This window comes from Blautia sp. HCP3S3_H10_2 (assembly GCF_052122375.1).
GTDB lineage: Bacteria > Bacillota > Clostridia > Lachnospirales > Lachnospiraceae > Blautia_A.
In genome coordinates, this window is sequence record NZ_JBQKCL010000014.1 from 40879 (window position 1) to 62874 (window position 21996).

At 44.6% G+C, this 21996-nt stretch carries 20 protein-coding genes; 3 read left to right on the forward strand and 17 right to left on the reverse strand.

The genetic code is table 11. The features are described 5' to 3' along the window. Positions 1-2: 2 nt before the first annotated feature. From prmA to ACTQWB_RS14535, 9 genes are all read right to left on the reverse strand, one after another. Complete coding sequence (gene prmA / locus ACTQWB_RS14495) at positions 3-956, reverse strand: 50S ribosomal protein L11 methyltransferase (protein ID WP_441502211.1); 954 nt, start codon at positions 954-956, stop codon at positions 3-5. A gap of 63 nt (positions 957-1019) precedes the next feature. Then, positions 1020-1697 (reverse strand): phosphatase PAP2 family protein, encoded by a 678-nt coding sequence (locus tag ACTQWB_RS14500; protein WP_441502158.1) that lies wholly within the window; start codon positions 1695-1697, stop codon positions 1020-1022. Positions 1698-1820: 123 nt separating this feature from the next. Further along, a complete protein-coding gene (gene dnaJ, locus ACTQWB_RS14505) occupies positions 1821-3008 on the reverse strand; it encodes a molecular chaperone DnaJ (RefSeq protein ID WP_441502159.1) in 1188 nt (395 codons plus the stop codon). A 190-nt stretch (positions 3009-3198) separates the two neighbouring features. After that, positions 3199-5082 (reverse strand): molecular chaperone DnaK, encoded by a 1884-nt coding sequence (gene dnaK / locus ACTQWB_RS14510; RefSeq protein ID WP_441502160.1) that lies wholly within the window; start codon positions 5080-5082, stop codon positions 3199-3201. A gap of 183 nt (positions 5083-5265) precedes the next feature. Further along, positions 5266-5922, reverse strand: a complete 657-nt coding sequence (gene grpE / locus ACTQWB_RS14515; protein ID WP_441502212.1) for a nucleotide exchange factor GrpE — start codon at positions 5920-5922, stop codon at positions 5266-5268. A gap of 28 nt (positions 5923-5950) precedes the next feature. After that, complete coding sequence (hrcA, locus tag ACTQWB_RS14520; protein ID WP_441502161.1) at positions 5951-6991, reverse strand: heat-inducible transcriptional repressor HrcA; 1041 nt, start codon at positions 6989-6991, stop codon at positions 5951-5953. Positions 6992-7167: 176 nt separating this feature from the next. After that, on the reverse strand, positions 7168-7713 hold the full coding sequence (locus ACTQWB_RS14525) for a TIGR00730 family Rossman fold protein (protein WP_441502162.1): 546 nt from the start codon (positions 7711-7713) through the stop codon (positions 7168-7170). A gap of 11 nt (positions 7714-7724) precedes the next feature. Next, positions 7725-8297, reverse strand: coding sequence for a chromate transporter (locus ACTQWB_RS14530; RefSeq protein ID WP_441502163.1), 573 nt, complete (start codon positions 8295-8297; stop codon positions 7725-7727). Beyond that, on the reverse strand, positions 8294-8869 hold the full coding sequence (locus ACTQWB_RS14535; protein ID WP_441502164.1) for a chromate transporter: 576 nt from the start codon (positions 8867-8869) through the stop codon (positions 8294-8296). Before ACTQWB_RS14535 ends, ACTQWB_RS14530 begins: the two co-directional genes overlap by 4 nt. A gap of 247 nt (positions 8870-9116) precedes the next feature. Between ACTQWB_RS14535 and uvrB the strand changes: the two genes are divergently transcribed. Next, entirely contained in the window at positions 9117-11105 is a 1989-nt protein-coding gene (gene uvrB / locus ACTQWB_RS14540; protein WP_441502165.1) for an excinuclease ABC subunit UvrB, read from the forward strand. A 70-nt stretch (positions 11106-11175) separates the two neighbouring features. On the opposite strand, the gene ACTQWB_RS14545 is transcribed toward uvrB, so the two are convergent. Beyond that, complete coding sequence (locus ACTQWB_RS14545) at positions 11176-12735, reverse strand: glycoside hydrolase family 43 protein (RefSeq protein WP_441502166.1); 1560 nt, start codon at positions 12733-12735, stop codon at positions 11176-11178. Positions 12736-13031: 296 nt separating this feature from the next. On the opposite strand from ACTQWB_RS14545, the gene ACTQWB_RS14550 reads away from it, so the two are divergent. Together ACTQWB_RS14550 and sstT are read left to right on the forward strand one after the other, a co-directional pair. Then, complete coding sequence (locus ACTQWB_RS14550; RefSeq protein ID WP_441502167.1) at positions 13032-13532, forward strand: QueT transporter family protein; 501 nt, start codon at positions 13032-13034, stop codon at positions 13530-13532. 272 nt (positions 13533-13804) lie between these two features. Next, the gene (sstT, locus tag ACTQWB_RS14555) at positions 13805-15028 is read left to right on the forward strand and encodes a serine/threonine transporter SstT (RefSeq protein WP_441502168.1); all 1224 of its coding nucleotides are present in this window, start codon (positions 13805-13807) and stop codon (positions 15026-15028) included. A 135-nt stretch (positions 15029-15163) separates the two neighbouring features. On the opposite strand, the gene ACTQWB_RS14560 is transcribed toward sstT, so the two are convergent. The 7 genes from ACTQWB_RS14560 to ACTQWB_RS14590 form a co-directional block, all read right to left on the reverse strand. After that, entirely contained in the window at positions 15164-15880 is a 717-nt protein-coding gene (locus ACTQWB_RS14560; protein ID WP_441502169.1) for a SigF/SigG family RNA polymerase sporulation sigma factor, read from the reverse strand. A 12-nt stretch (positions 15881-15892) separates the two neighbouring features. After that, complete coding sequence (gene spoIIAB, locus ACTQWB_RS14565; protein ID WP_441502213.1) at positions 15893-16318, reverse strand: anti-sigma F factor; 426 nt, start codon at positions 16316-16318, stop codon at positions 15893-15895. After that, positions 16318-16662 carry an STAS domain-containing protein gene (locus tag ACTQWB_RS14570; protein WP_441502170.1) on the reverse strand — a complete coding sequence of 115 codons (345 nt, stop codon included), beginning with the start codon at positions 16660-16662 and terminating at the stop codon, positions 16318-16320. Before ACTQWB_RS14570 ends, spoIIAB begins: the two co-directional genes overlap by 1 nt. Positions 16663-16846: 184 nt before the next feature. Then, complete coding sequence (locus tag ACTQWB_RS14575) at positions 16847-18199, reverse strand: tetratricopeptide repeat protein (protein ID WP_441502171.1); 1353 nt, start codon at positions 18197-18199, stop codon at positions 16847-16849. Positions 18200-18214: 15 nt separating this feature from the next. Continuing rightward, positions 18215-18367, reverse strand: a complete 153-nt coding sequence (locus ACTQWB_RS14580) for a hypothetical protein (RefSeq protein ID WP_021925740.1) — start codon at positions 18365-18367, stop codon at positions 18215-18217. Next, complete coding sequence (locus ACTQWB_RS14585) at positions 18360-19658, reverse strand: bifunctional folylpolyglutamate synthase/dihydrofolate synthase (protein ID WP_441502172.1); 1299 nt, start codon at positions 19656-19658, stop codon at positions 18360-18362. The genes ACTQWB_RS14580 and ACTQWB_RS14585 overlap by 8 nt, the downstream gene beginning before the upstream one ends. Before the next feature lie 315 nt (positions 19659-19973). Then, a complete protein-coding gene (locus tag ACTQWB_RS14590) occupies positions 19974-21986 on the reverse strand; it encodes an LTA synthase family protein (protein WP_441502173.1) in 2013 nt (670 codons plus the stop codon). Between the last annotated feature and the right edge of the window lie 10 nt (positions 21987-21996).

The window sequence follows — 21996 nt, forward strand, 5'->3', positions numbered from 1 at the left end:
AATCAGTCCTTTCTGGCAGTTACAGATACCCATTCACCCTGATGGGTCACCTCTACCAGCTGAAGGCCTGCTTCTTTTACTGCCTGTACCACTACTTCTTCTTTCACATCCAGAATTCCGGACGTAATGTAATAGGCACCTTTTTTCATCTGATTTACGATAACCGGAGTAAGCGGTACCAGTACATCTGCCAGGATATTAGCCGTTACAATGTCATATTTCTCATATCCGACTGTATCCTGTACCTCTTTATCGTCAATGATATTTCCGATCAGCATATCGAAAGTCTCATCTTTGATTCCATTAGCCTCTTTATTGTCAGCCACTGCAGGAATGGCACATGGATCTAGGTCGGTTCCCACAACGTGGGAAGCACCCAGCTTCAGCGCTACGATTCCAAGAATTCCGCTTCCGGTTCCAACATCCAGCATCTGTGTATCCTTAGTCACAAATTTCTTCAGCTGACGGATCACCAGCTGGGTAGTCTCATGCATTCCGGTTCCAAACGCTGTACCAGGATCAATGTGAAGGATCATCTTATCTTTATCCTCCTCCTTCACCTCTTCCCAGGATGGAACGATCAGGATATCATCCACATAGAACTGGTGGAAATATTCTTTCCAATTGTTGATCCAGTCCTTATCCTCTGTCTGGGATTCTGTGATCGTTCCCTCGCCAATATCCATATACCCACGTACTTCCTCAAGTACAGCACGTACTCTTTCCAGGACAGGCTCTACTTCTGTATCCTCTTCCAGATAAAAATTCAGATAAGCAATTCCGTCATCTGCAGGGCCTTCTGGCATAATGTCCACAAACATCTGCTCCTTATCCGTCTCCGTAAGCGGCTGCTTGTCCTGAATCTCCACGCCTTCAACCCCAACATCTGCAAGTGCAGAAATGATAACGTCTTCTGCTTCTGTTTTTGTTTTAATGGTAAAGCGGTTCCACTTCATAGTCATTCTCCAATCTCTTTATAATTACTGTTCGTTTCTACTATCTGATCAACTGTGGGCCAACTACTTCTTTCCTGAAAAAATCCGGTATACCCATCTATGTCTCTGACCTTTCTGATAAAATCTCCAGAAACCTTCCACCAGTACCAGTGCAGCCACTGCATCTGCTATATAGTGCTGTTTCAGCACCTGGGTGGAAATAATGATCAAAATGGCAAATACCAGCGAAAATTTCTGATACCACCGGGGCACCTTCTCCTGTCCTGCAACTCCACGCCAGCACAGCCAGCTTACATAACAGTGAATAGAAGGAAAAAGATTCGATGGGGCATTTCCGCCATCCAGTGCATACACCAGTGCAAGAACTTTCTCCGAAAGGGTATTTCCTGCAATTTCCGGTCTTATATTCGTAGTCGGCATTAAGATAAAGCATATAAAGCAAATGAAATGTATGGTCAGGTCTGTGGCAACAAACCGGTAAAATTCATCCCTTCCCCGTCTTGCTGCCAGAATATAGCCTGCTGCCCAGAACGGGAAAGCCAGGATATAAAACCATACGAACGCTGGCAGTACCGGAACTGCCCTGTCAAATGCCGTTGTAAGATCATAGTGGTATCTGCCTGCCGTAAGCGCACTGCTCCCCCAATAGATTAGGCAGTTCACTGCCAGAATTGTCACAAGGGGCAGGATTGTCCAGCGGGGAATATATTCATTTAACAGATCTTTTAACTTCGTCTTCAAGGCAGAACTCCCTTCCGAATTCTTGCGGCTACTCTTTAATATACAATAAGTAACAAAAAAAGAAAAGAGGATATCTCCCCTTTTCTTTATTCTTTTATGAAAAACCGTCTTTTTTACTCTTTTTTACTCTTCAAATGTCTCTTTCAATTTGTCCATGAAGCTTTTTTTCTTTTTCTCAGACTTCTCTGCGCCATCGCCATCACCGGATGCCGGACGGTTGCCACAGGCTTCATCGAATTTCCGGAGTGCTTCCTTGGCTTCCTCATTCAGATTAGTCGGCACCTGAACTACAAGTGTTACATAGTGGTCACCACGGACATTCTTATTGCGAAGAGATGGAACACCCTTTCCTTTCAGGCGGATTCTGGTATCTGTCTGTGTCCCCGGTTTCACCTCATAAAGTACTTCACCATCCACAGTATTCAGTTTCACTTCTCCACCAAGTGCAGCCTGTGCATAAGTGATCGGTGCAGTAGAATAGATGTTCATATCCTGTCTCTGGAAAATCGGATGACGGCCTACATTCACCTCTACCAGCAGATCCCCTCTCGGGCCTCCATTGGTACCTGGCTCACCTTTGTCACGGATACGGATGCTCTGTCCATTGTCAATACCAGCAGGAACGGATACTTTGATCTTCTTGCGGTTTGCAATATATCCGGTACCACGGCAGTCCGGGCATTTGTCTTTAATGATCTTACCACTACCATGGCAGTCCGGGCACACCTGGACATTACGCACCATACCAAACATGGACTGCTGGGTATAAACGATCTGGCCCTCACCATTACATTTCGGACAAGTAACTGGTGATGTACCTGCTTTCGCACCGGTACCATGGCAGCTGGTACATTCGTCCTTCAGAGTGATCTCCAATTCTTTTTCACAGCCAAATACAGCATCCTCAAAGGTGATATTTACACGTGCACGTAAGTTTGCACCTTTCATAGGGCCATTATTGGCACGTCTGCGGCTTCCACCGCCTCCGAAAAGATCTCCAAAGATATCTCCGAAAATGTCGCCCATATCGGAACCGGAGAAATCAAAGCCGCCGAAACCGCCAGCTCCACCACCGCCGCCATTTTCAAAAGCGGCATGACCAAACTGGTCATACTGTCTTCTCTTGTCCGGGTCACTTAAGACGCTGTAAGCCTCTGTTGCCTCTTTAAATTTTGCTTCAGCTTCCTTATCTCCCGGATTCACATCGGGATGATACTTCTTGGCAAGCTGACGATATGCCTTTTTTAACGTAGCCTCATCCGCGTTTTTGTCAACGCCTAAGACTTCATAGTAATCTCTTTTATCAGCCATGATTTCTTTCTTTTCCTAACTTTTTGTATTTAGTGTAAACAGATGCCAAAAACAGCCGTCAAAACGTGTTTCACCTGCGGCATCACAATATGTCCTGTACCACCATTGCCCGGTCATGAATCTCACGACCGGGCTGCTGGTTCATGTTCCAGAATTCCGGAACCTTTTATTTAATTTAATTACTGTATCATTAAACCTCTTTGTAGTCAGCATCTACAACATCATCGCCATAGCCTGCTTCGTTACCGCCCTGGGTAGCTCCTCCCATATCTGGTCCTGGACCAGCCTGGCCAGCGCCGCCCTGTGGGTTCTGTGCTTCATACATCTTAGCGAAAAGCTTCTGTGCACTTTCCATCATCTTCTCCTGGGCTGCTTTGATCTCTGCGACCTGTGCCTCTCCAAGATCTTCTGTATTTGTGTATTTAGCAAGGATATCTTTTAATGCATTCAGATCAGCCTCTACAGCAGCCTTATCGTTTGCATCAATCTTATCTCCAGCTTCTTTCAGTGCATTCTCAACCTGGAATACCATGGAATCTGCATTGTTCTTTGTATCAATTGCCTCTTTACGTTTCTTATCCTGTGCTTCGAACTCAGCAGCTTCCTTAACGGCCTTGTCGATTTCAGACTCGGACATGTTAGAACCAGCTGTGATTGTGATGTGCTGCTCTTTACCAGTTCCAAGATCTTTAGCAGATACATTTACGATACCATTGGCATCGATATCAAATGTAACCTCGATCTGCGGAACACCACGACGTGCTGGCGGGATTCCATCCAGACGGAACTGTCCAAGGGATTTGTTATCTTTCGCGAACTGACGCTCACCCTGTAATACGTTAATATCAACAGCAGTCTGGTTATCAGCAGCTGTAGAGAAGATCTGGCTCTTCTTGGTCGGGATTGTTGTATTTCTCTCGATCAGACGTGTAGCGATACCACCCATTGTCTCGATGGACAGGGAAAGTGGTGTAACATCCAGAAGAAGGATATCACCTGCACCAGCCTCACCAGAAAGTTTACCACCCTGGATAGAAGCACCAAGTGCAACACACTCATCTGGGTTCAGAGCCTTGCTTGGCTCTTTGCCTGTCAGCTGTCTTACTTTATCCTGTACAGCCGGAATACGTGTAGATCCACCAACAAGAAGTACCTGTCCAAGATCAGAAGCTGTAAGACCTGCATCAGAAAGTGCACGGCGAACCGGCTCTGCTGTCTTCTCAACAAGGTCATGTGTAAGTTCATCAAATTTTGCTCTTGTAAGGTTCATATCAAAGTGCTTCGGTCCCTCAGCAGTTGCTGTGATGAATGGCAGGTTGATATTGGTTGTTGTTGCAGAGGAAAGCTCTTTCTTTGCTTTCTCAGCTGCTTCTTTCAATCTCTGAAGAGCCATCTTATCATTGCTTAAGTCAACGCCCTCTGTTCTCTTGAACTCGGAAAGCATGTAGTCTGTAATTCTCTGGTCAAAGTCATCACCACCAAGGCGGTTGTTACCAGCTGTTGCCAGAACCTCGATAACTCCATCACCGATCTCGATGATAGAAACATCAAATGTACCACCACCAAGGTCATAAACCATGATCTTCTGCTCTTTTTCATTGTCAAGGCCATATGCAAGAGCTGCTGCTGTAGGCTCGTTGATGATACGTTTTACATCAAGGCCTGCAATCTTACCAGCATCTTTGGTTGCCTGACGCTGTGCATCATTGAAATATGCAGGAACAGTGATAACTGCCTCTGTAACAGATTCTCCAAGGTATCCCTCAGCATCTTTTTTCAGTTTCTGAAGGATCATAGCTGAAATTTCCTGTGGGGAATATTTCTTATCGTCGATTGTTACACGGTAATCTGTACCCATCTCTCTCTTGATAGAGGAGATTGTTTTCTCTGCGTTTGTTACTGCCTGACGTTTTGCAGGCTCACCTACCAGACGCTCACCAGTTTTTGTAAATGCTACAACTGATGGTGTTGTTCTGGATCCTTCTGTATTTGCGATAACGGTCGGCTGTCCACCTTCCATAACAGCTACACAGCTGTTTGTTGTACCTAAGTCAATACCAATGATTTTTCCCATGATAATTTTCCTCCTGTTTCATATTGGATTATCTATTCTGAATGTTGTAAAATGTCTTTTTAAGGAAGTTCAATTCACTAAATTCGGTCTGCGCCTACGGCTTGCTCTCATTAAGTGAGATTGAACGAGCTCGCACTAAGTTCAGGCTTCGCATCCTGCTCGCCTTCACTAAGTTGCTTTCGCTCAATTCGCAACCTTTACCATGCTGTGTCTTACGACGAAATCTTTGTAAGTGTATCCTTTCTGGAATTCCTCCACAACGATGTTCTCACCAACGGATTCGTCTTCTACATGCATGACTGCATTATGCAGATTCGGGTCAAATTCCTTACCTACAGTTTCGATTGGCTTTACGCCCATCTCATCAAACGCTGTCATCATCTGTTTGTAGATCATCTTCATGCCTTCAGCAAAAGGATCATCTTCCGGTGCCTGTGCAAGACCTCTTTCGAAGTTATCCACAATGGGAAGCATCTTCTCGACGATGTCTTTCGCACCAATGATGTACATGCTGGATTTTTCTTTCTCCGTTCTTTTGCGGTAATTATCAAATTCAGCCATGCTGCGCTTCAGTCTGTCTGTAAGTTCCTCGATCTGCTGTTCAAATTTATCTTTTTCTTTTTTCTTCTTACCGAAGAAAGAAGTTTTCGTCTTATTTTCCGGTTCTTTTGACTCTTCGGTCTCCTGGTCTGGCTGCTTCGTTTCTTCTGTATCGGCTGCCTCTTCGGTTTCCTTCGAAGCTTCTTCTGATGTCTGGGCTGTGTCTGCTGCCTCTTCTTCACTTCCGTCGGTTACCGGAATATCAACTGCTTCTTCCTGTACTTCGGCTTCTTTATTCATTTCTTCTGACACGCTTTCAACCGCCTTTCTAGGTTTTCTTATTTACCATTTCATCAAGCTGGACTTTTAATTTCTTCAAGCTGTCTACCACATTCTCGTAATCCATCCGCTTCGGACCAATGATTCCAATGGTTCCGCGCATTCCATCACCCAGCTCGTAAGTAGCTGTCACCACACTGCAGTCCTTCATGGTACGTACCGGAACTTCATCTCCGATATAAACCTGAACTCCTGTACTCTTAGGATCTCCCATTTCCTCACGAACCATATCCGCAAGCTCCTGCTTATCCTCAAAAGTAGAAATCAGCTCGCTTGCCTTGGATGTATCTGCAAGCTCAGGATACTTAAATATGTTAGTCGCTCCCGATGTATATACCTTCATATCTTCTTCATCCACATGAATGGTAGCTGCAACTGCGTCCAGCACATTTGCAACCACACCGCTGTGGCTTCCAGCCTGTTCTTTCAGTCTGGCGATCATGCCAAGATTGATGTCCTGGATAGGAACACCGTTCAGGTTCGTATTAAGAAGAAGATTCAGCTTCAGGATCGTCTGGTCATCCATCTCCTCATCAATATTAATGATCTGGTTCCGGATCACATTGCCTTCACATACAACTACGGCAATCAGCTGTCTTTCATTGACACGTGAAAGCTGAATGAACTTCAAGGTACTTCCTTTATACTGGGGAACTGCAACCATGGTCGCATAATTGGTATTATTGGCAAGTACTTTAGCAACCTGCTTCAATACCTTATCCATCTTATCTGACTTTTCAATCATCATATCGCGGATCTCTGCGATCTCGGCTTCCTTCTCCCTGGTAAGCTCATCCACATAAAGGCGATAGCCTTTATCTGATGGAATTCTTCCGGCTGAGGTGTGGGGCTGTACAATATAGCCCATATCCGTCAGGTCGGACATCTCATTTCGGATTGTAGCAGAGCTGACATTTAAATCCGGATACTTGGAAATGGTTCTGGAACCTACCGGCTCACCAGTTTCCATATAAGTCTTGATGATTGCTTTCAGTATTTTCCGTTTGCGCTCATCTAATACTTCATCCATGAAATATCTGCTCCTTTCTGAAAAGCAGACGGTCATGCCTGATATCTTATCTCCCGTCTGGCTTCCCTGAATTCCTTTGTTAGCACTCATTATTTAGGAGTGCTAACATCTATGCTCTTAAGATACACCTCAGTATCCCATTTGTCAATATTTTTTACAAATTTTTTTCATCTTTTTTAGTGGTTTTTGTAGTGCTCTATGTAGTCCAGTATCTCATCCGGCTTATTCAGAAATGCAATCAGACTCATAACAGACGGCTCCATAAACTTTTCCTCCACCGTATGCTCAAGCAACGCTTTCATTTTATCATAATAGCCATTGATATTATAAAGAACGATTGGTCTGTCTATCCGGTTCAGGCTTTTTAATGTCAGGATCTCAAAAAATTCCTCGTAAGTTCCGATTCCGCCTGGTGCTACTACTGTGGCATCGGACTTTTCTTCCAGAAGCTTTTTCCTCTCTCTCATGGTTTCTGTAAAGATAAATTCTGTGCAGTTCTCAAAAAGTACCCCCGGCTGGTCAAAAAAGCGCGGCGCAATTCCTATTATATATCCATTTTCTTCTGCAACACCTCTTGCAGCAGCTCCCATCATTCCCGTAGCTCCACCGCCAAACACAAGGCCATGTCCTCTTTTTCCCATTGCCCTGCCCAGTTCTTCTGTTTTTTCATAATAAACTGCTTCCAATTTTGCGCTTGATGCACCATAAACACAAATATTCATTTTTTCTCCTTTCATATACCGCCTGTAATAACTACATAGGCCACATTTGCCACACCACAAAGTACCATAACCAATATAGGATTCATCTTCATTTTTCTAAGAAGTACAAGTGCCCCTGCAAAAAAGAGGATCATTCTCACACATACATTCTGGTATACCAGGCTTATTGTTCCATCTATAAAAAATGAAGATATGAGAATTGCCACCCCTGCTTTGGCGATCATCGCTACTATTGCCGGACGGAGCGACGCCAGCGTTCCCTGAAGCAGCGACAGATTGCGGTATTTCGTGTAAATATATGCAAGAAATGTCACAATGATACAAGATGGAAGGATGCAGCCCAAAGTGGCTGTTACTGCTCCAAGTGGACCTGCGATCTGGCTTCCCACAAATGTTGCGGAATTTACTGCGATCGGTCCCGGAGTCATCTCTGCGATCGTTACAAGGTCTGTAAATGCTTCCATGGAAAGCCAGGAATGAAGACTTACTACCTGTTCCTGTATCAGTGGCATTGCTGCGTATCCGCCACCAAAGCTGAATGCCCCGATTTTAAGAAAGCTGAAAAAAAGCTGTAAATAAATCATTTTTCCCGGTCTCCTCTTATTAATGTACGCACCATTCCAAATAGCGCAACTGCAAGTATAATGTATATAATATTTACGTTCAGGAAATAGCTGGCACAAAAGCTGGCGGCCATAATCACCACATTCACCCAGTCCTTTGCTTTCACGATCTTTTTTCCCATATCATAAACCACTGAAATAATGACTGCTCCAACACCTGCAGTCATGCCTTTTAAAAGAACTGCAATATAAAAATTGGAACGAAAGGCATTATAAAACATGGAAATCAACGACAAAATCACCATCGGCGGAAGAATCGCACCAAGAACAGATAGTACCATTCCCGGAATCCCTCCCAGCTTATAGCCCACTACGATTGCTCCATTTACCGCCACCGCACCAGGCGAGGACTGGGCAATTGCCACCAGATCCAGCATCTCCTCCTCATCGATCCAGTGATATTGATCTACAAACTTTTCCTTTAATAAAGTAACGATCACATATCCGCCTCCAAAAGTGAAGGTACTTAAATACAACGAAGCGAAAAACAATTTTCGCAATACATATCCCTTATTTTCTGGCTTTTTTTCCATCTCTGATCTCCGGATTCTGTAAATACTTTACTCTTTTTCCTCTTCAAAGATACTGCACAATTACCATTTCTGTCAATTCCCGTTTCTTTCTGCCAGACTTTGTCTTCTATTCCATCCAGTTTCTGTTCACAGTAACCTCCCTCGCGCTACAGTTATTCAGAACAGACATTCGATTTTACTGTACTTTTTCTTTTTTCAATGCTATACTAAAAAATACAAGTATGTTTGATAAAGAGAAAGGAATCTTATGGATCATTTTGAATTACACTCTGAATACAAACCAACCGGTGACCAGCCTCAGGCAATCTCCAAACTGGTAAAAGGATTTAAAGAAGGCAACCAGTTCGAGACATTGCTTGGTGTCACGGGCTCCGGTAAGACATTTACCATGGCAAATGTCATCCAGGCACTTAACAAGCCAACATTAATTCTGGCCCACAATAAAACACTGGCCGCACAGCTCTACGGCGAATTCAAAGAATTTTTCCCAGAGAACGCAGTGGAATATTTCGTTTCCTACTATGATTATTACCAGCCAGAAGCCTACGTCCCGTCCTCAGATACCTACATTGCCAAAGACTCCGCCATTAATGACGAGATTGACAAGCTTCGCCTTTCTGCAACTGCAGCCATGTCTGAACGAAAGGATGTTATCATTATCTCTTCTGTTTCCTGTATCTATGGTTTAGGTTCTCCTCAGGAATTTCAGGATATGATGATTTCTCTTCGCCCAGGTATGACGAAAGACCGGGATGAAGTGATCCGGGAACTGATTGATATCCAGTACACCAGAAATGAAATGGATTTCCACCGAAGTACCTTCCGGGTGCGTGGAGATACCCTGGAGATTTTCCCGGCTAACAGCTCGGATACCGCCGTACGTGTAGAATTTTTTGGGGATGAGATTGACCGTATCTCTGAAATTGATGTACTCACAGGAGAGATCAAATGTCAGCTTGCACACATTGGTATTTTCCCTGCATCCCACTATGTAGTACCAGCAGAACAGATTCAGAAGGCAGCTCTTGCCATTGAAGAAGAATTAAAAGAACGGGTAGATTATTTCAAAAGCGAGGATAAGCTTCTGGAAGCCCAACGGATCTCAGAACGTACCAACTTCGATATCGAGATGATGAAGGAAACCGGCTTTTGTTCTGGTATTGAGAATTACTCCCGGCATCTTTCCGGACTTGAGCCAGGACAGCCACCTTATACACTATTGGACTATTTCGGGGACGATTTTCTCCTTATCATCGATGAGTCCCACAAAACAGTCCCCCAGGTAGGCGCCATGTACGCCGGGGACCAGAACCGTAAGCAGACACTGGTGGATTATGGGTTCCGTCTTCCTTCTGCCAAAGATAACCGTCCTCTCAGTTTCGAGGAATTTGAGAATAAACTGGATCAGGTTCTGTTCGTATCTGCCACCCCAGGTGACTATGAATATGACCACGAGCTTCTCCGCGCCGAGCAGATCATCCGTCCTACCGGACTTTTGGATCCCAAGGTGGAAGTGCGCCCTGTAGAGGGACAGATTGATGACCTGATTTCGGAAGTAAATAAAGAAACCGCTAAGAAAAACAAAGTCCTGATCACCACCCTTACCAAAAGAATGGCGGAAGACCTTACCCAGTATATGAAAGATGTGGGAATCCGCGTCCGTTACCTTCATTCTGATATAGACACCCTGGAACGGGCTGAGATCATCCGGGATATGCGTCTGGACGTATTTGATGTTCTTGTGGGGATCAACCTTCTACGAGAGGGACTTGATATTCCGGAGATTACCCTGGTTGCCATTCTGGATGCAGATAAAGAGGGCTTTCTCCGTTCTGAGACCTCGCTGATCCAGACCATCGGTCGTGCAGCCCGTAACAGTGAAGGGCATGTTATCATGTACGCAGATGTAATGACAGATTCCATGCGAAATGCAATTGATGAGACCAACCGCCGCCGGGAGATCCAGGAAGCCTATAATGAGGAACACGGCATCACTCCTACCACCATTAAGAAGGCCGTCCGCGATTTGATCGCAGTTTCCAAGGCTGTTGCACAGACGGAGGTGAAGCTGAAGAAAGATCCTGAATCCATGAGTCAGAAAGGACTGAAGAATCTGATCTCCCAGCTGGAAAAACAAATGCGTCAGGCAGCTGCGGACCTGAACTTCGAGCAGGCAGCCGAGCTGCGTGACAAAATGATCGAGCTTAAGAAAAATCTTGCTGATGCACGGAAATAAAATGCAGTAGGAAATTAAACGTAGTAGGAAATTCAGAACGAATTTCCTACTGCATAAAAGGGCTTTGGGGTTACGGTTCTACTTTCACAGAAAATGCCTTAAAGTGTCCTTCTACACCTTCTGCAAACATTCCAATATAAGTTCCGGTAAAACTCATATCCATAGTTCCCTCTGTGGCCAGGCCTGCTGTAGAACCATTTCCCAGCTTCTTATAATTTTCTCCATCCTCACTGTACCAGAACTCATAGTTCAGCTCATCTCCGATAATACGAAAACGGATATTTTCTAAAGATGTAACCACTGCTTCTGCCGTTTTGGCAAACATGTCGTGAATGTGTTTTGCAAGGCATACCTTATACTGCCCGTCTTCCTCTGTGAGATAGATTTCATAATGATAGTCCTGATTGTAAAACGCACATAATCCTGCTCTTTTACCGGCTGTGTTTTGGCCATTTGGGACCAGACTTACCGTAACATCTGCCTGAACTTTAAATTCTTTCTGCCGGATTCCGATCCAGGTTGGCGTATCCCTGTCATTTAAGGTTACTTCTGTTCCTTTCAGAACCAGCTGTCTGTTTTCTGTATCCCGTACATAATTTTCCATATGTGGATTCCGGATCCAGTTATAATGCAGGCTGAATTTTTCTTCTGAAAAATCATCCTCAAAATCTCTTTTCACTGGCTGGATCTCATCACCTGGAAGCGGTCCCTCCATTTCCAAAGCAATCCTTCCAGTATTTCCAACAACCGGCCAGCCATCTTCATCCCACACTACCGGACTTAAAAAGGTCTCTCTGCCAAGGTGATGAAGCTTCAATCCACGCTGTGGTGTGCAGGACGGCCGGATTCCCAGGCAGACCAGCCACCAGTTCCCATTCTGATCCATTTCCAGATCTGCATGTCCAGTACAGGAAATAGAACCATCCGGGTTATCTCTATGACTGAGAATTGGGTTGTGGGGACATGGTTCATAAGGACCAAATACAGAATCGGCCCTTTGCATGGTAACCATATGACCATATTCCGTGCCTCCCTCAGCCAGAAGGAGGTAATATTTTCCATTTAATTTATAAATATGCGGTCCCTCCGGACAGATTCCGCCGCAGCCATGGCTGATACATACGCTTTCAGACAATTTTTCCCCTGTATAAGGATTAATTTTGCACATAAAAATCCCAGCTTTTCCATTCTCATCTGTGGATGTAGATGCGAAATAAACATCTTCGCCGTCAAAAAGAAGAGTTGGATCAATACCTTCCTGGTCTATCCACACCGGGGCAGACCATTCTCCATAAATGTCCTTTGTATGTACGATCATATGTCCCTTATAGGTCACATTTGTTGTAGTCATAAAAAATTCCCCGTTATGATAGCACAGCATTGGCGCATAAATTCCACCGGATGGTCTCACGCCTTCCAGATAAAGCTGTTCTTTATTCTTCAGACAGTAATTGACCAGTTCCCAGTTTACCAGGTTTTTGCTGTGATAAACCGGCACTCCGGGGTAAAATTCAAAAGTCGAATTCACCAGATAAAAATCATCCCCTACCCTGCAAATGGATGGATCCGGATTGTAACCGGAAATAATCGGATTTTTAAATTTCTGCAAACCATTCTTCTTCATTTTCATTTCCACTCCCAATAATTATTTTAAGCATATACTTTCTATAGTTGCATGCTCGCGTCGTCATCATATAAGCCTTGCATTTATTAACAATAATAACATGAAAGATATAAATAGCAACAATATAATTTCCAGTACTCTTTTTCCCTTGCATTCCCCTCCTGAATATGCTATACTCACCTCCGTTGAAAAGCCCATAAAAACAAGGTCGTACAGGGCTTTTGGGGCGGTCACCGCCTATAAATGTGCCGAGTGTTCGTGACCTTCCACTCGTAAAACAAAACTAAAGGAGACAAATGAATATGAAAAACAAGAGTACCCTGTTCCTGGTGCAGGCAGCGCTGATCGCGGCTGTCTATGTTGTACTGACACTGGTGTTTGCACCATTTAGTTATGGAGAGATTCAGGTCCGGATTTCCGAAGCCTTAACGATTCTCCCATTTTTCACACCAGCTGCCATCCCTGGCCTTTTTGTAGGCTGCATCCTGGCCAACATGCTTGGCGGCGCAATTCCTCTGGATATCGCATTCGGAAGCATTGCCACCCTCATCGGAGCTGTATTTACCTATAAGCTCAGAGGCAGCAGCAAATGGCTCGCACCAGTTCCGCCAATCGTTGCAAACGCAGTCCTGGTACCATTCGTCCTTCGTTACGGATATGGCACCAACCTCCCGATCCCGCTTATGATGCTTACTGTAGGCGCTGGTGAGGTCATCTCCTGCGGTGTCTTTGGAATGGTGCTTCTCACCGCGCTTTCCAAATACAAGAATACATTGTTTGGCAGACAGGAAGCTGTAAAATAAACCAGACCAGATTTTCAGATTTTCAGATTCTAAGAAATCCGGATAAGACATTTTCTTTCGTCTTACCCGGATTTTTTTGCATATAAATCTATCTGACTCCAGCCGGTTATCTATTCTCATTTTTTCATCTTGGTTATCCTTTCCGCTATTTTATATCCATTATCTATTTTCCACATAATTTGTCATATATTTAGTTGCAGAATCCACCTGCATACTATATAATCATCTTATTAACGTTTTACCAAACTAAAGAAGGAAAGAGGGAAAGAAAAATGAAAAAACTATGGAAAACCTGGACCGAGATCGCACTGGTCAAGCGAATCGTCGTCGGTCTGATCCTGGGTGCCATCCTGGGAGTTGCAGTTCCTGGTGCTACAAGTATCGCCATTCTGGGAGATGTATTCGTAGGAGCCTTAAAAGCCATTGCTCCTCTCCTGGTATTCTTCCTGGTTCTCAGCTCACTGTGCAACGCAGGAAAATCCCATGGCGGTGTCATCAAAACAGTAGTTGCCCTGTACATGTTCAGTACCGTACTGGCAGCTGTCATCGCTGTATTTGCCAGCATGATCTTCCCGGTGGAAATGACTCTTACCAATGCTGCGGCTGACGCAACCGCACCTCAGGGAATTGTGGAAGTTCTCAGCAATCTTCTGCTCAATATCGTTGCAAACCCGGTATCCTCCCTGGTAAATGCCAATTATGTAGGAATCCTTACCTGGGCGATTCTCCTTGGACTTGCCTTCCGCGCAGCAAACGATACTACCAAGAAAGTTCTTGCCGATATCGCAGACGGCACCTCCCTGGTAGTCAGCTGGATCATCAACCTGGCGCCTTTTGGAATCTTTGGACTTGTATTTAATACAGTATCCACCAATGGACTGGATATTTTCACTACTTATGGAAAGCTCCTTCTTCTGCTTGTAGGCTGCATGCTTTTCATTTACTTTGTAACAAATCCGCTTCTGGTTTACTGGTGCATCCGTCAGAATCCATACCCTCTGATTTTCCACTGCCTGAAGAAAAGTGCTATCACCGCATTCTTCACCAGAAGCTCCGCAGCCAATATTCCTGTAAATATGAAAGCCTGTGAGGAAATGGGTCTTGACCGTGACACTTACTCTGTAACCATTCCTCTTGGCGCAACTATCAATATGGATGGTGCTGCTATTACCATTACCGTCATGACAATGGCAACCGCTTTTACCCTTGGAATCCATGTGGATATCCCAACCGCAATCATTCTCAGTCTTCTCGCGGCACTTTCCGCATGTGGTGCTTCCGGTGTCGCCGGCGGATCTCTTCTTCTGATTCCTATGGCATGCTCCCTGTTCGGAATTTCTGACGACATTTCCATGCAGGTAGTTGCTGTTGGCTTCATTATCGGAGTAATCCAGGACTCTGTGGAAACAGCCCTGAATTCTTCCTCAGACCTGCTCCTCTCTGCTTCTGCAGAATTCAGACAGTGGCGTCTGGAAGGAAAGGAAATTAAATTCTAATTACTAAGAATAATATTTATAATGCCCTGGAAAATAAGAACCGGATTTATCATTTTCTTATTTTCCAAGGCATTTTTACATTCATTATCCATATCATTTTCCAGAACGTGTTTGAAAAGATTTTCGTGGCAGGCTTTACTTCTCCGCTTCCCTCATTTTCTTTAATATCCTCTTCTCCATCCGGGAAACCTGCACCTGGGACACCCCCATTCTTTTCGCAACCTCCGTCTGTGTCATATCTTGAAAATACCGAAGGCCGATCAGCTGCCGCTCTTTACCTTCCAGTTTTTCCAGGATTTCTTCCACCCAGATCCGATTCAGAAGTTTTTCGTGACAGTCTTCATTCTCAGGAAGCCTGTCCACCAGCTGCAGATCTGCCCCATCCCCCTGATACACGGTTCTGTAGATAGACTCTACTTCAGCAGCAGACTCCATTGTCATAGCAAGCTCTTCCACAGGCATATCTATGGCTGCTGAAAGTTCCTGCATGTCCGGCTCCCTTCCAAGCCTTTTCTCCATTTCCTCTCTCACTTTGTAAATCTTATACCGGTTCTCTTTTATGGAACGGCTTACCTTCAGCATTCCGTCATCCCTAAGAAACCTTTTAATTTCCCCAATGATCATTGGTACCGCATATGTAGAAAATTTCACATCAAACTCAGGATTGAAATTATCCACAGCCTTTAGAAGACCGATACTTCCAATCTGGAAAAGATCCTCCATTTCCACGCCTCTTCCCAGAAAACGCCTGGATACACTATATACCAGTCCCATATTTTCCGAAAACAAAGTATCTCTTGCCTCTTTATCTCCCTGGTGAATACGCCCAATGAGAGCAAGAGTATGATCCATGCTTCCTCCTGATCAATTTCCGATTTTTTTACTCATATGCACACAGGTTCCTTTTCCCACAGAAGAAGTGACTTTTACCTCATCCATAAAAGCTTCCATGAAGGTAAAGCCCATTCCTGACCGGTCCTGGTCTGCGCGGGTAGTATACAAAGGCTCCATCGCTTTCTCCACATCTGGAATCCCCACACCATCATCTTCAATATCTACATAAATAGTCCTGTCCTTCCTGGTACACCGCATACGGATCTTGCACACTTCCCCCTGATAACCGTGAATGATACAATTGGTCACAGCTTCTGAAACTGCTGTCTTCAGATCAGAGACCTCTTCCAGAGTAGGATTCAAATGGGTACAAAATGCCGCAGCCGCGATTCTGGCTAGTCCTTCATTTTCCGCTCTGCTGTCAAAAATAAGCATCATTTCATTAGAATTCTCCATCATATCCCCCTCCCTTCCAGACAGGTCTCATTTGTTTCTCTTTCCAGTTCAAGGAATCTGCTCACTCCGGAAAGCCGCAGCAGTTTTTCAATATATCCACTTACATGACAGGCTTTCATACAGCCCGAACGCATTCCAAGCGCCCGGTAGCGTCCCATGATCAGCCCAACTCCGGAACTATCCATAAACACAGTCTCTCCAAAATCAAAACATATCGTCCGAATATATATTTTTCCCATAATTCTGTCCGATTCCCTCCGGATCAGCTCAGACGCAGGATGATCCAGTTCCTCTGGCAGTTTAATATTCAGACAGGTTCCCGTAGTTTCAAAAACAGGTTTCATACCCCAAACTCCCCCTTATTTATTATTGCCCTAGAGCATGCCCCCAAAAGGCTTTCTGCAAAATATACCGCAAAGTGGGGCATGCAGATTGCAGATTTGCATAAAACCATATTTAAAAAGGGATGTGCACACATGCACATCCCCGGTTCAGAGGTTCTTCTTAATTGTAGATCACATCTTTTCATCAGTAATACTGAAAATCACCATTTTCATCATAGTATCCGTCTTCGCTGCTGTAATCAGTCCCATCGCTTTCACTGTAATCTGATTCATCATAACCAGATTCATCATAACCAGACTCATCATAGCCGGATGTGTCCGATTCAGAATTACTATTTCCACCTTCCGATGTATCCCCGGTACCATCCCCACTATCTGTAGATCCGTCGCTTCTCATTCCAGACACACCGGTTTCGGAACAGATCGTATTGTAAATTCCCTTCACGTCATCTCCCAGCTGATCTTCATAGACCTTCTGGATCTCCAGCGCAGCGGCATCATACTCATTCTGCCTGTAAGAAACATAGGCGTTCAAAAGCGCCTGGTAGCTTGCACTCTTCTTCTGTTCCGTATCAAGCTCTTTGGTGATTTCTTCAGCCACATCCCCAGACTCCTTAGCTTCTCCCTGGGCCTTGGAAAGCTCTGCCCCCTGGCTCGCCAGTGATTCACTGTATTTCACGATCTGCTGGTTCGCTTCCCGGTAAATTCCCTGCTTTATGGCAGGAACTGCCAGAAGCCAGAATGCTATGGCTCCCGCTGCCACACCGGCAACAAGAGTCATAAACAGGGAAATCCTGGAATTTTCCCTGTAGACAGCCGGCTGAAGTACCTGGCTTCTTGGATTCTCTTCCGAAGAATCCACTGCCCCCTTGGCCCTGAAAAGCCCTTTTTTCTGCTTTTCAAGCCTTGTGGTAACACCGGTTCTCTCATCTACCTCCCTAAGGAAACGTAAAGTAGTCGTATTTGTCTTATCAATACGGGCTGCTTTTTTCAAGGTTCTTCTTGCTTTACCCCAGTCATGATTCTTCATATAGATCAGAGCCAGCAGATGATACCCCTTGATCAGCTTGGTATTCTGTGCAAGAATCTTACGCAGCTGTATCGCCGCCATATCCTCATGCCCTTCCCTGCAAAGGGCCAGCGCATTGTTATATTTTCGAATCGTCTCATTAATGGCATCCAGCTTATTTGAATTCGCCTGAAGACGGTTGATATATTCATTTGCAATATTACGGGTGGGTTGTAGATTCTTACTGATCACCCACTCACTGAGTGCAGCAACCACCTCTCCCATTTCAAAATACACCAGTCCCAGAAGATTTCTCGCCTGTATATTTCTCTTATTAAAAGTAAGACTTTGTTTCAGACAGGTAACCGCCCCCGAAAGGTCACGGATACTGGCCTTTTCCAGGCCCTGATTATAATAAAGTCTGGAAAGATACTCCACCTTCTTCTGGATCAGAACGTTACACCCGCAATGAGGACAGTAATCAAGGTCCTTATCTGCCAGGAACGCACCGCAATTCATACAATTCATTCAGTAACTCCTATTCTATTTCATCCTGCGTCCACTCTTGGACTCTCTCAGCATTTCCTGAAGAATATCCAGAATATCCGTTAGTTCCCTATCGTAAATAGCCTCTTCTGCATCTGTCACATCCAGACAAGGCTCAAATTTCTTCAGTTCCTCTTCGTAATCAATCATATATATCCTCCAAAAGCGTTTTGATCTCACCTACCAGGTAAAGGGAACCTACACAAAACAGCATTCCGTTTTCTCCCTTTGCCTCATATGCCATATGAAATGCCTCTTCAATATTATCAGAATTTTCCACAGCCTGACAGCCCTCTTTTTCAAAAATTCCAGCCAGTTCGGCTGATGGAACCTCACGATACCCTCCCACTTTAGTGGTTACCACCTTCCGGAAACGGATCCTGCTGCAGATCGTATGGATCATGTCCTGATAATCCTTGTCATTTACCGCTGAAAACAAAAGTGTCAACGGACACTCCTGCTGGAAACGCTCTGCTGTCTCCACAAACCTGCGCACACCATCCTCATTATGTGCCCCATCTACGATCACACCTGGCAGAATAGTCTCCATTCTTCCCTGCCATCTGGTATTCTTAATTCCTGCCTGTATCTGTTCTATGCTGACCGGGATCTGCCCCTTCAGTACTTCCATCGCAGTCAGTGCCAGAGACGCATTCATCACCTGATACCATGCGATAAAGGGAATATGGAATTTCGTATCTCCATAGTATTCATCTTCCAGGGAAAAATCAATGCCATCTCTATTGTTTCCCAGCACTTTCGCCTTGTCCTGAACCACTTTAAAGGCAGGGCTGTCAAGCTCTTTTGCCTTCGCCTCGATCACATCAGCTGCATCTTTATCATTTCCATCAAAGATCACCGGAACTCCAGGAACAATGATTCCTGCCTTCTCTCCTGCGATCTCCCGCACTGTATTTCCAAGAAACTGCATGTGATCCAGGCTGATGGAAGTGATCACACAAGCTACCGGATTCTCCACTGCAGTGGTCGCATCCAGTCTTCCCCCAAGTCCTGTCTCTAAAGTAACATAATCCACGCCTGCCTCGGCGAAGATCACCATTCCCATAAGAAACAGCATTTCAAAATAAGTGGGATGATAACTTCCCTCTGCCACAAGCTCATCTGACAGTGCCTTCACCTTTTCAAAAGCCTTCAGAAATGTCTCATCATCAATATTAACTTCATTGATCTGAAATCTCTCATTAATCTTCACCAGATGAGGAGATGTAAACAATCCGCAGGAATATCCTGCTTCTCTCAGAATCGAAGTGAGAAATGCACAGGTACTGCCTTTCCCATTGGTTCCTGCAACATGTATCACCCGGAACTTCTTCTGTGGATTTCCAAGCCTTCTCAGGCATTCCTTCGTGTGCTCCAGGCTATTTTTCTTCGTAAACTTAGGTGTCTCCTCAATATAAGCAACAGCTTCCTCGTAATTCATAATCTCAACCACCATTTATCTTATTGTATAAAAACTCAATAACACGGATTGTTCTGCAGCTACGCTGCTCCCACAATCCTTCAAATCAATTACTCTATCATTATATAATAGTCACACCAGAAGTCCACCCCTAATCGTAACTTTTTATCCGACAAACCTCGCACGATGCAGCCCGTGGACAGAAGCCCCGCAATTTCTCGCAGATTCCAAAGCTTTCTGCTGGTTCAAAAATATACATATAAACGTGAAAGAAAGGAGAGGACACTTTCTTCGCTCCCATGGAGCAGTTTCGTCCTCTCCCTTCTTCGTTTTTTATCAAGCTTCCGGTACTTTCCACTTACTGTCATACAATGCATAAACAGATCTGTCGAAACTCTTGCTAAGCGCCTTCCTTGTAGAACTGTTGCTTCGTTGTACAACCGCCAGCCTGTCAAAATCTGACAGCTCAGTTCCTGAGATTACCAGCATAGTAGGACTTACATACGCGGTATCGTACCACTCGCCATTCAATTTCACCTGACTGGACGGTGTAAAATTCGTTCCCTGAATATAATAAGTCCAGTCCGAATCTGACACTAACCGGATGGAATCCAGGGTCACATCATAAAGACCCATCCGCATTTTTACCCGTTCAAAAGGATTTTCCCCGCCATAAGCATAACGTTTTCCATAGAGAACATCATACTGCAGCGTCTCCAGATCCACCTGATAATTCTTGGTATTTCTTCTCGCCTGATGGTACTTCATGATCGTACCTTCATGGATTCCGACCCGGTCCAGAACTTCTGCCGCAACCTGGTAAGAAGCCAGATTCTCATCCTTCTTGGTAAGTCCCATATTATCCCAGATCACATATTCGGTCTGGAAAAGATACTTATTCTTAAGGTCCTCCACAGTAAGTCCCATGGTTGGCAAATGATCCCCATACATAACCAGGATCACATCCTCCGGATACTCTGCCAGTGCATCTGTAAGCTCTTTTACAAACTGATCCATCTCATGAATCTGGTTCACGTAATATTCCCATTTACAATCCTGTTCCTCTGTAGGAGACCCTGACACGGTAATTTCAGGATTGTCCAGAATCGGCTCACTTGGATAATCTCCATGTCCCTGCACGGAAATCGTATACACATAATCAGGTCCTTCTGTAGAATCCAGACACTTAAGGATCTCGTCTGTCAGAACACTGTCTTTCACCCAGCCAAGAGGATTCTGCAGGTTCTCTTTTTCCATATATTCTTCAGAAGTAAAGGTGTCAAATCCAAGATTTGGAAAAACAGACCGTCTGCCGTAGAAATTCGCCTCATTGTTATGTACTGCATGAGTAGAGTATCCCAGATTTTTCAAAACATACGGTACGCTTTCACAGGTTGTCTCCTTCAGAATACTCTTGTATGGATATTCACCAGGTCCGAAATAGTGGAGGCTCATTCCTGTAATGGTCTCAAACTCTGTATTTGCAGTACCTGCCCCAACTGAAGGTACTTTATAATAACCAGAAGAATACTCTTCCATCAGCTTCCGGAAATTTGGAATAGGATCCTCGGAAATATTCAGATAGTTTACCAGTGTGGGATCAAAGAAAGACTCCAGCTGTAAGAACAGAATATTGGGTCTTTTTCCATCTTCCTTTGTTTCCGGAAGATTGTCCTCGGTTTTCTCGATCCGCTGGATCTCTTCTTCTGAATAATCCCTCGGCTGGCTGATACCTGTATTAAAAATAGTAGTTGCCAGACAATACGGATATCCATAATCCTCATAGGCAAATGCAATATTCCCGAAATAGTTAGACAAAACCCTTTTTTCAAGGGCAAGCTGTGTTACTCCTCCAAAAGCCACAAAGCCGACGATAACAAGGGGAATCACATAGCGATACTTGATTTTCTGCTGATACTTTGGTCCCTTTATAAACACAATCAAAAGCCCCAGAAGCACCAGGCCGATCAGAATGCATCCAATCACAACCCCGTAAAAAGGAAGATATTTCTGCATGATCGCAATACCATCTGTCAGCATATGCAGATCCGGTCCTGTAAATGGGGTTACACGGTTCATCAGAAGAATGCAGTTAACGATTCCCAGAAACAGCCAGAAAACAGAAACCACCGTCCGCCAGAAGAACCTTCTGTGAAACAGATATACGATCAGCATTGTGGTAAAAATAAACGCAGTATTATAAGCAAATACCAACGGCTTTCCCGTCATGTAGTCCCATGCCTCCACCACAGAGTGGCGGCACAGTGCCTCTATGATAAAATAGAGGACTGCGCACCAAAGTGCCTGGAGAATCAGAGAAATCTTGTTGCAAAATTTGCTCAGCTTCATTCAATTTCTC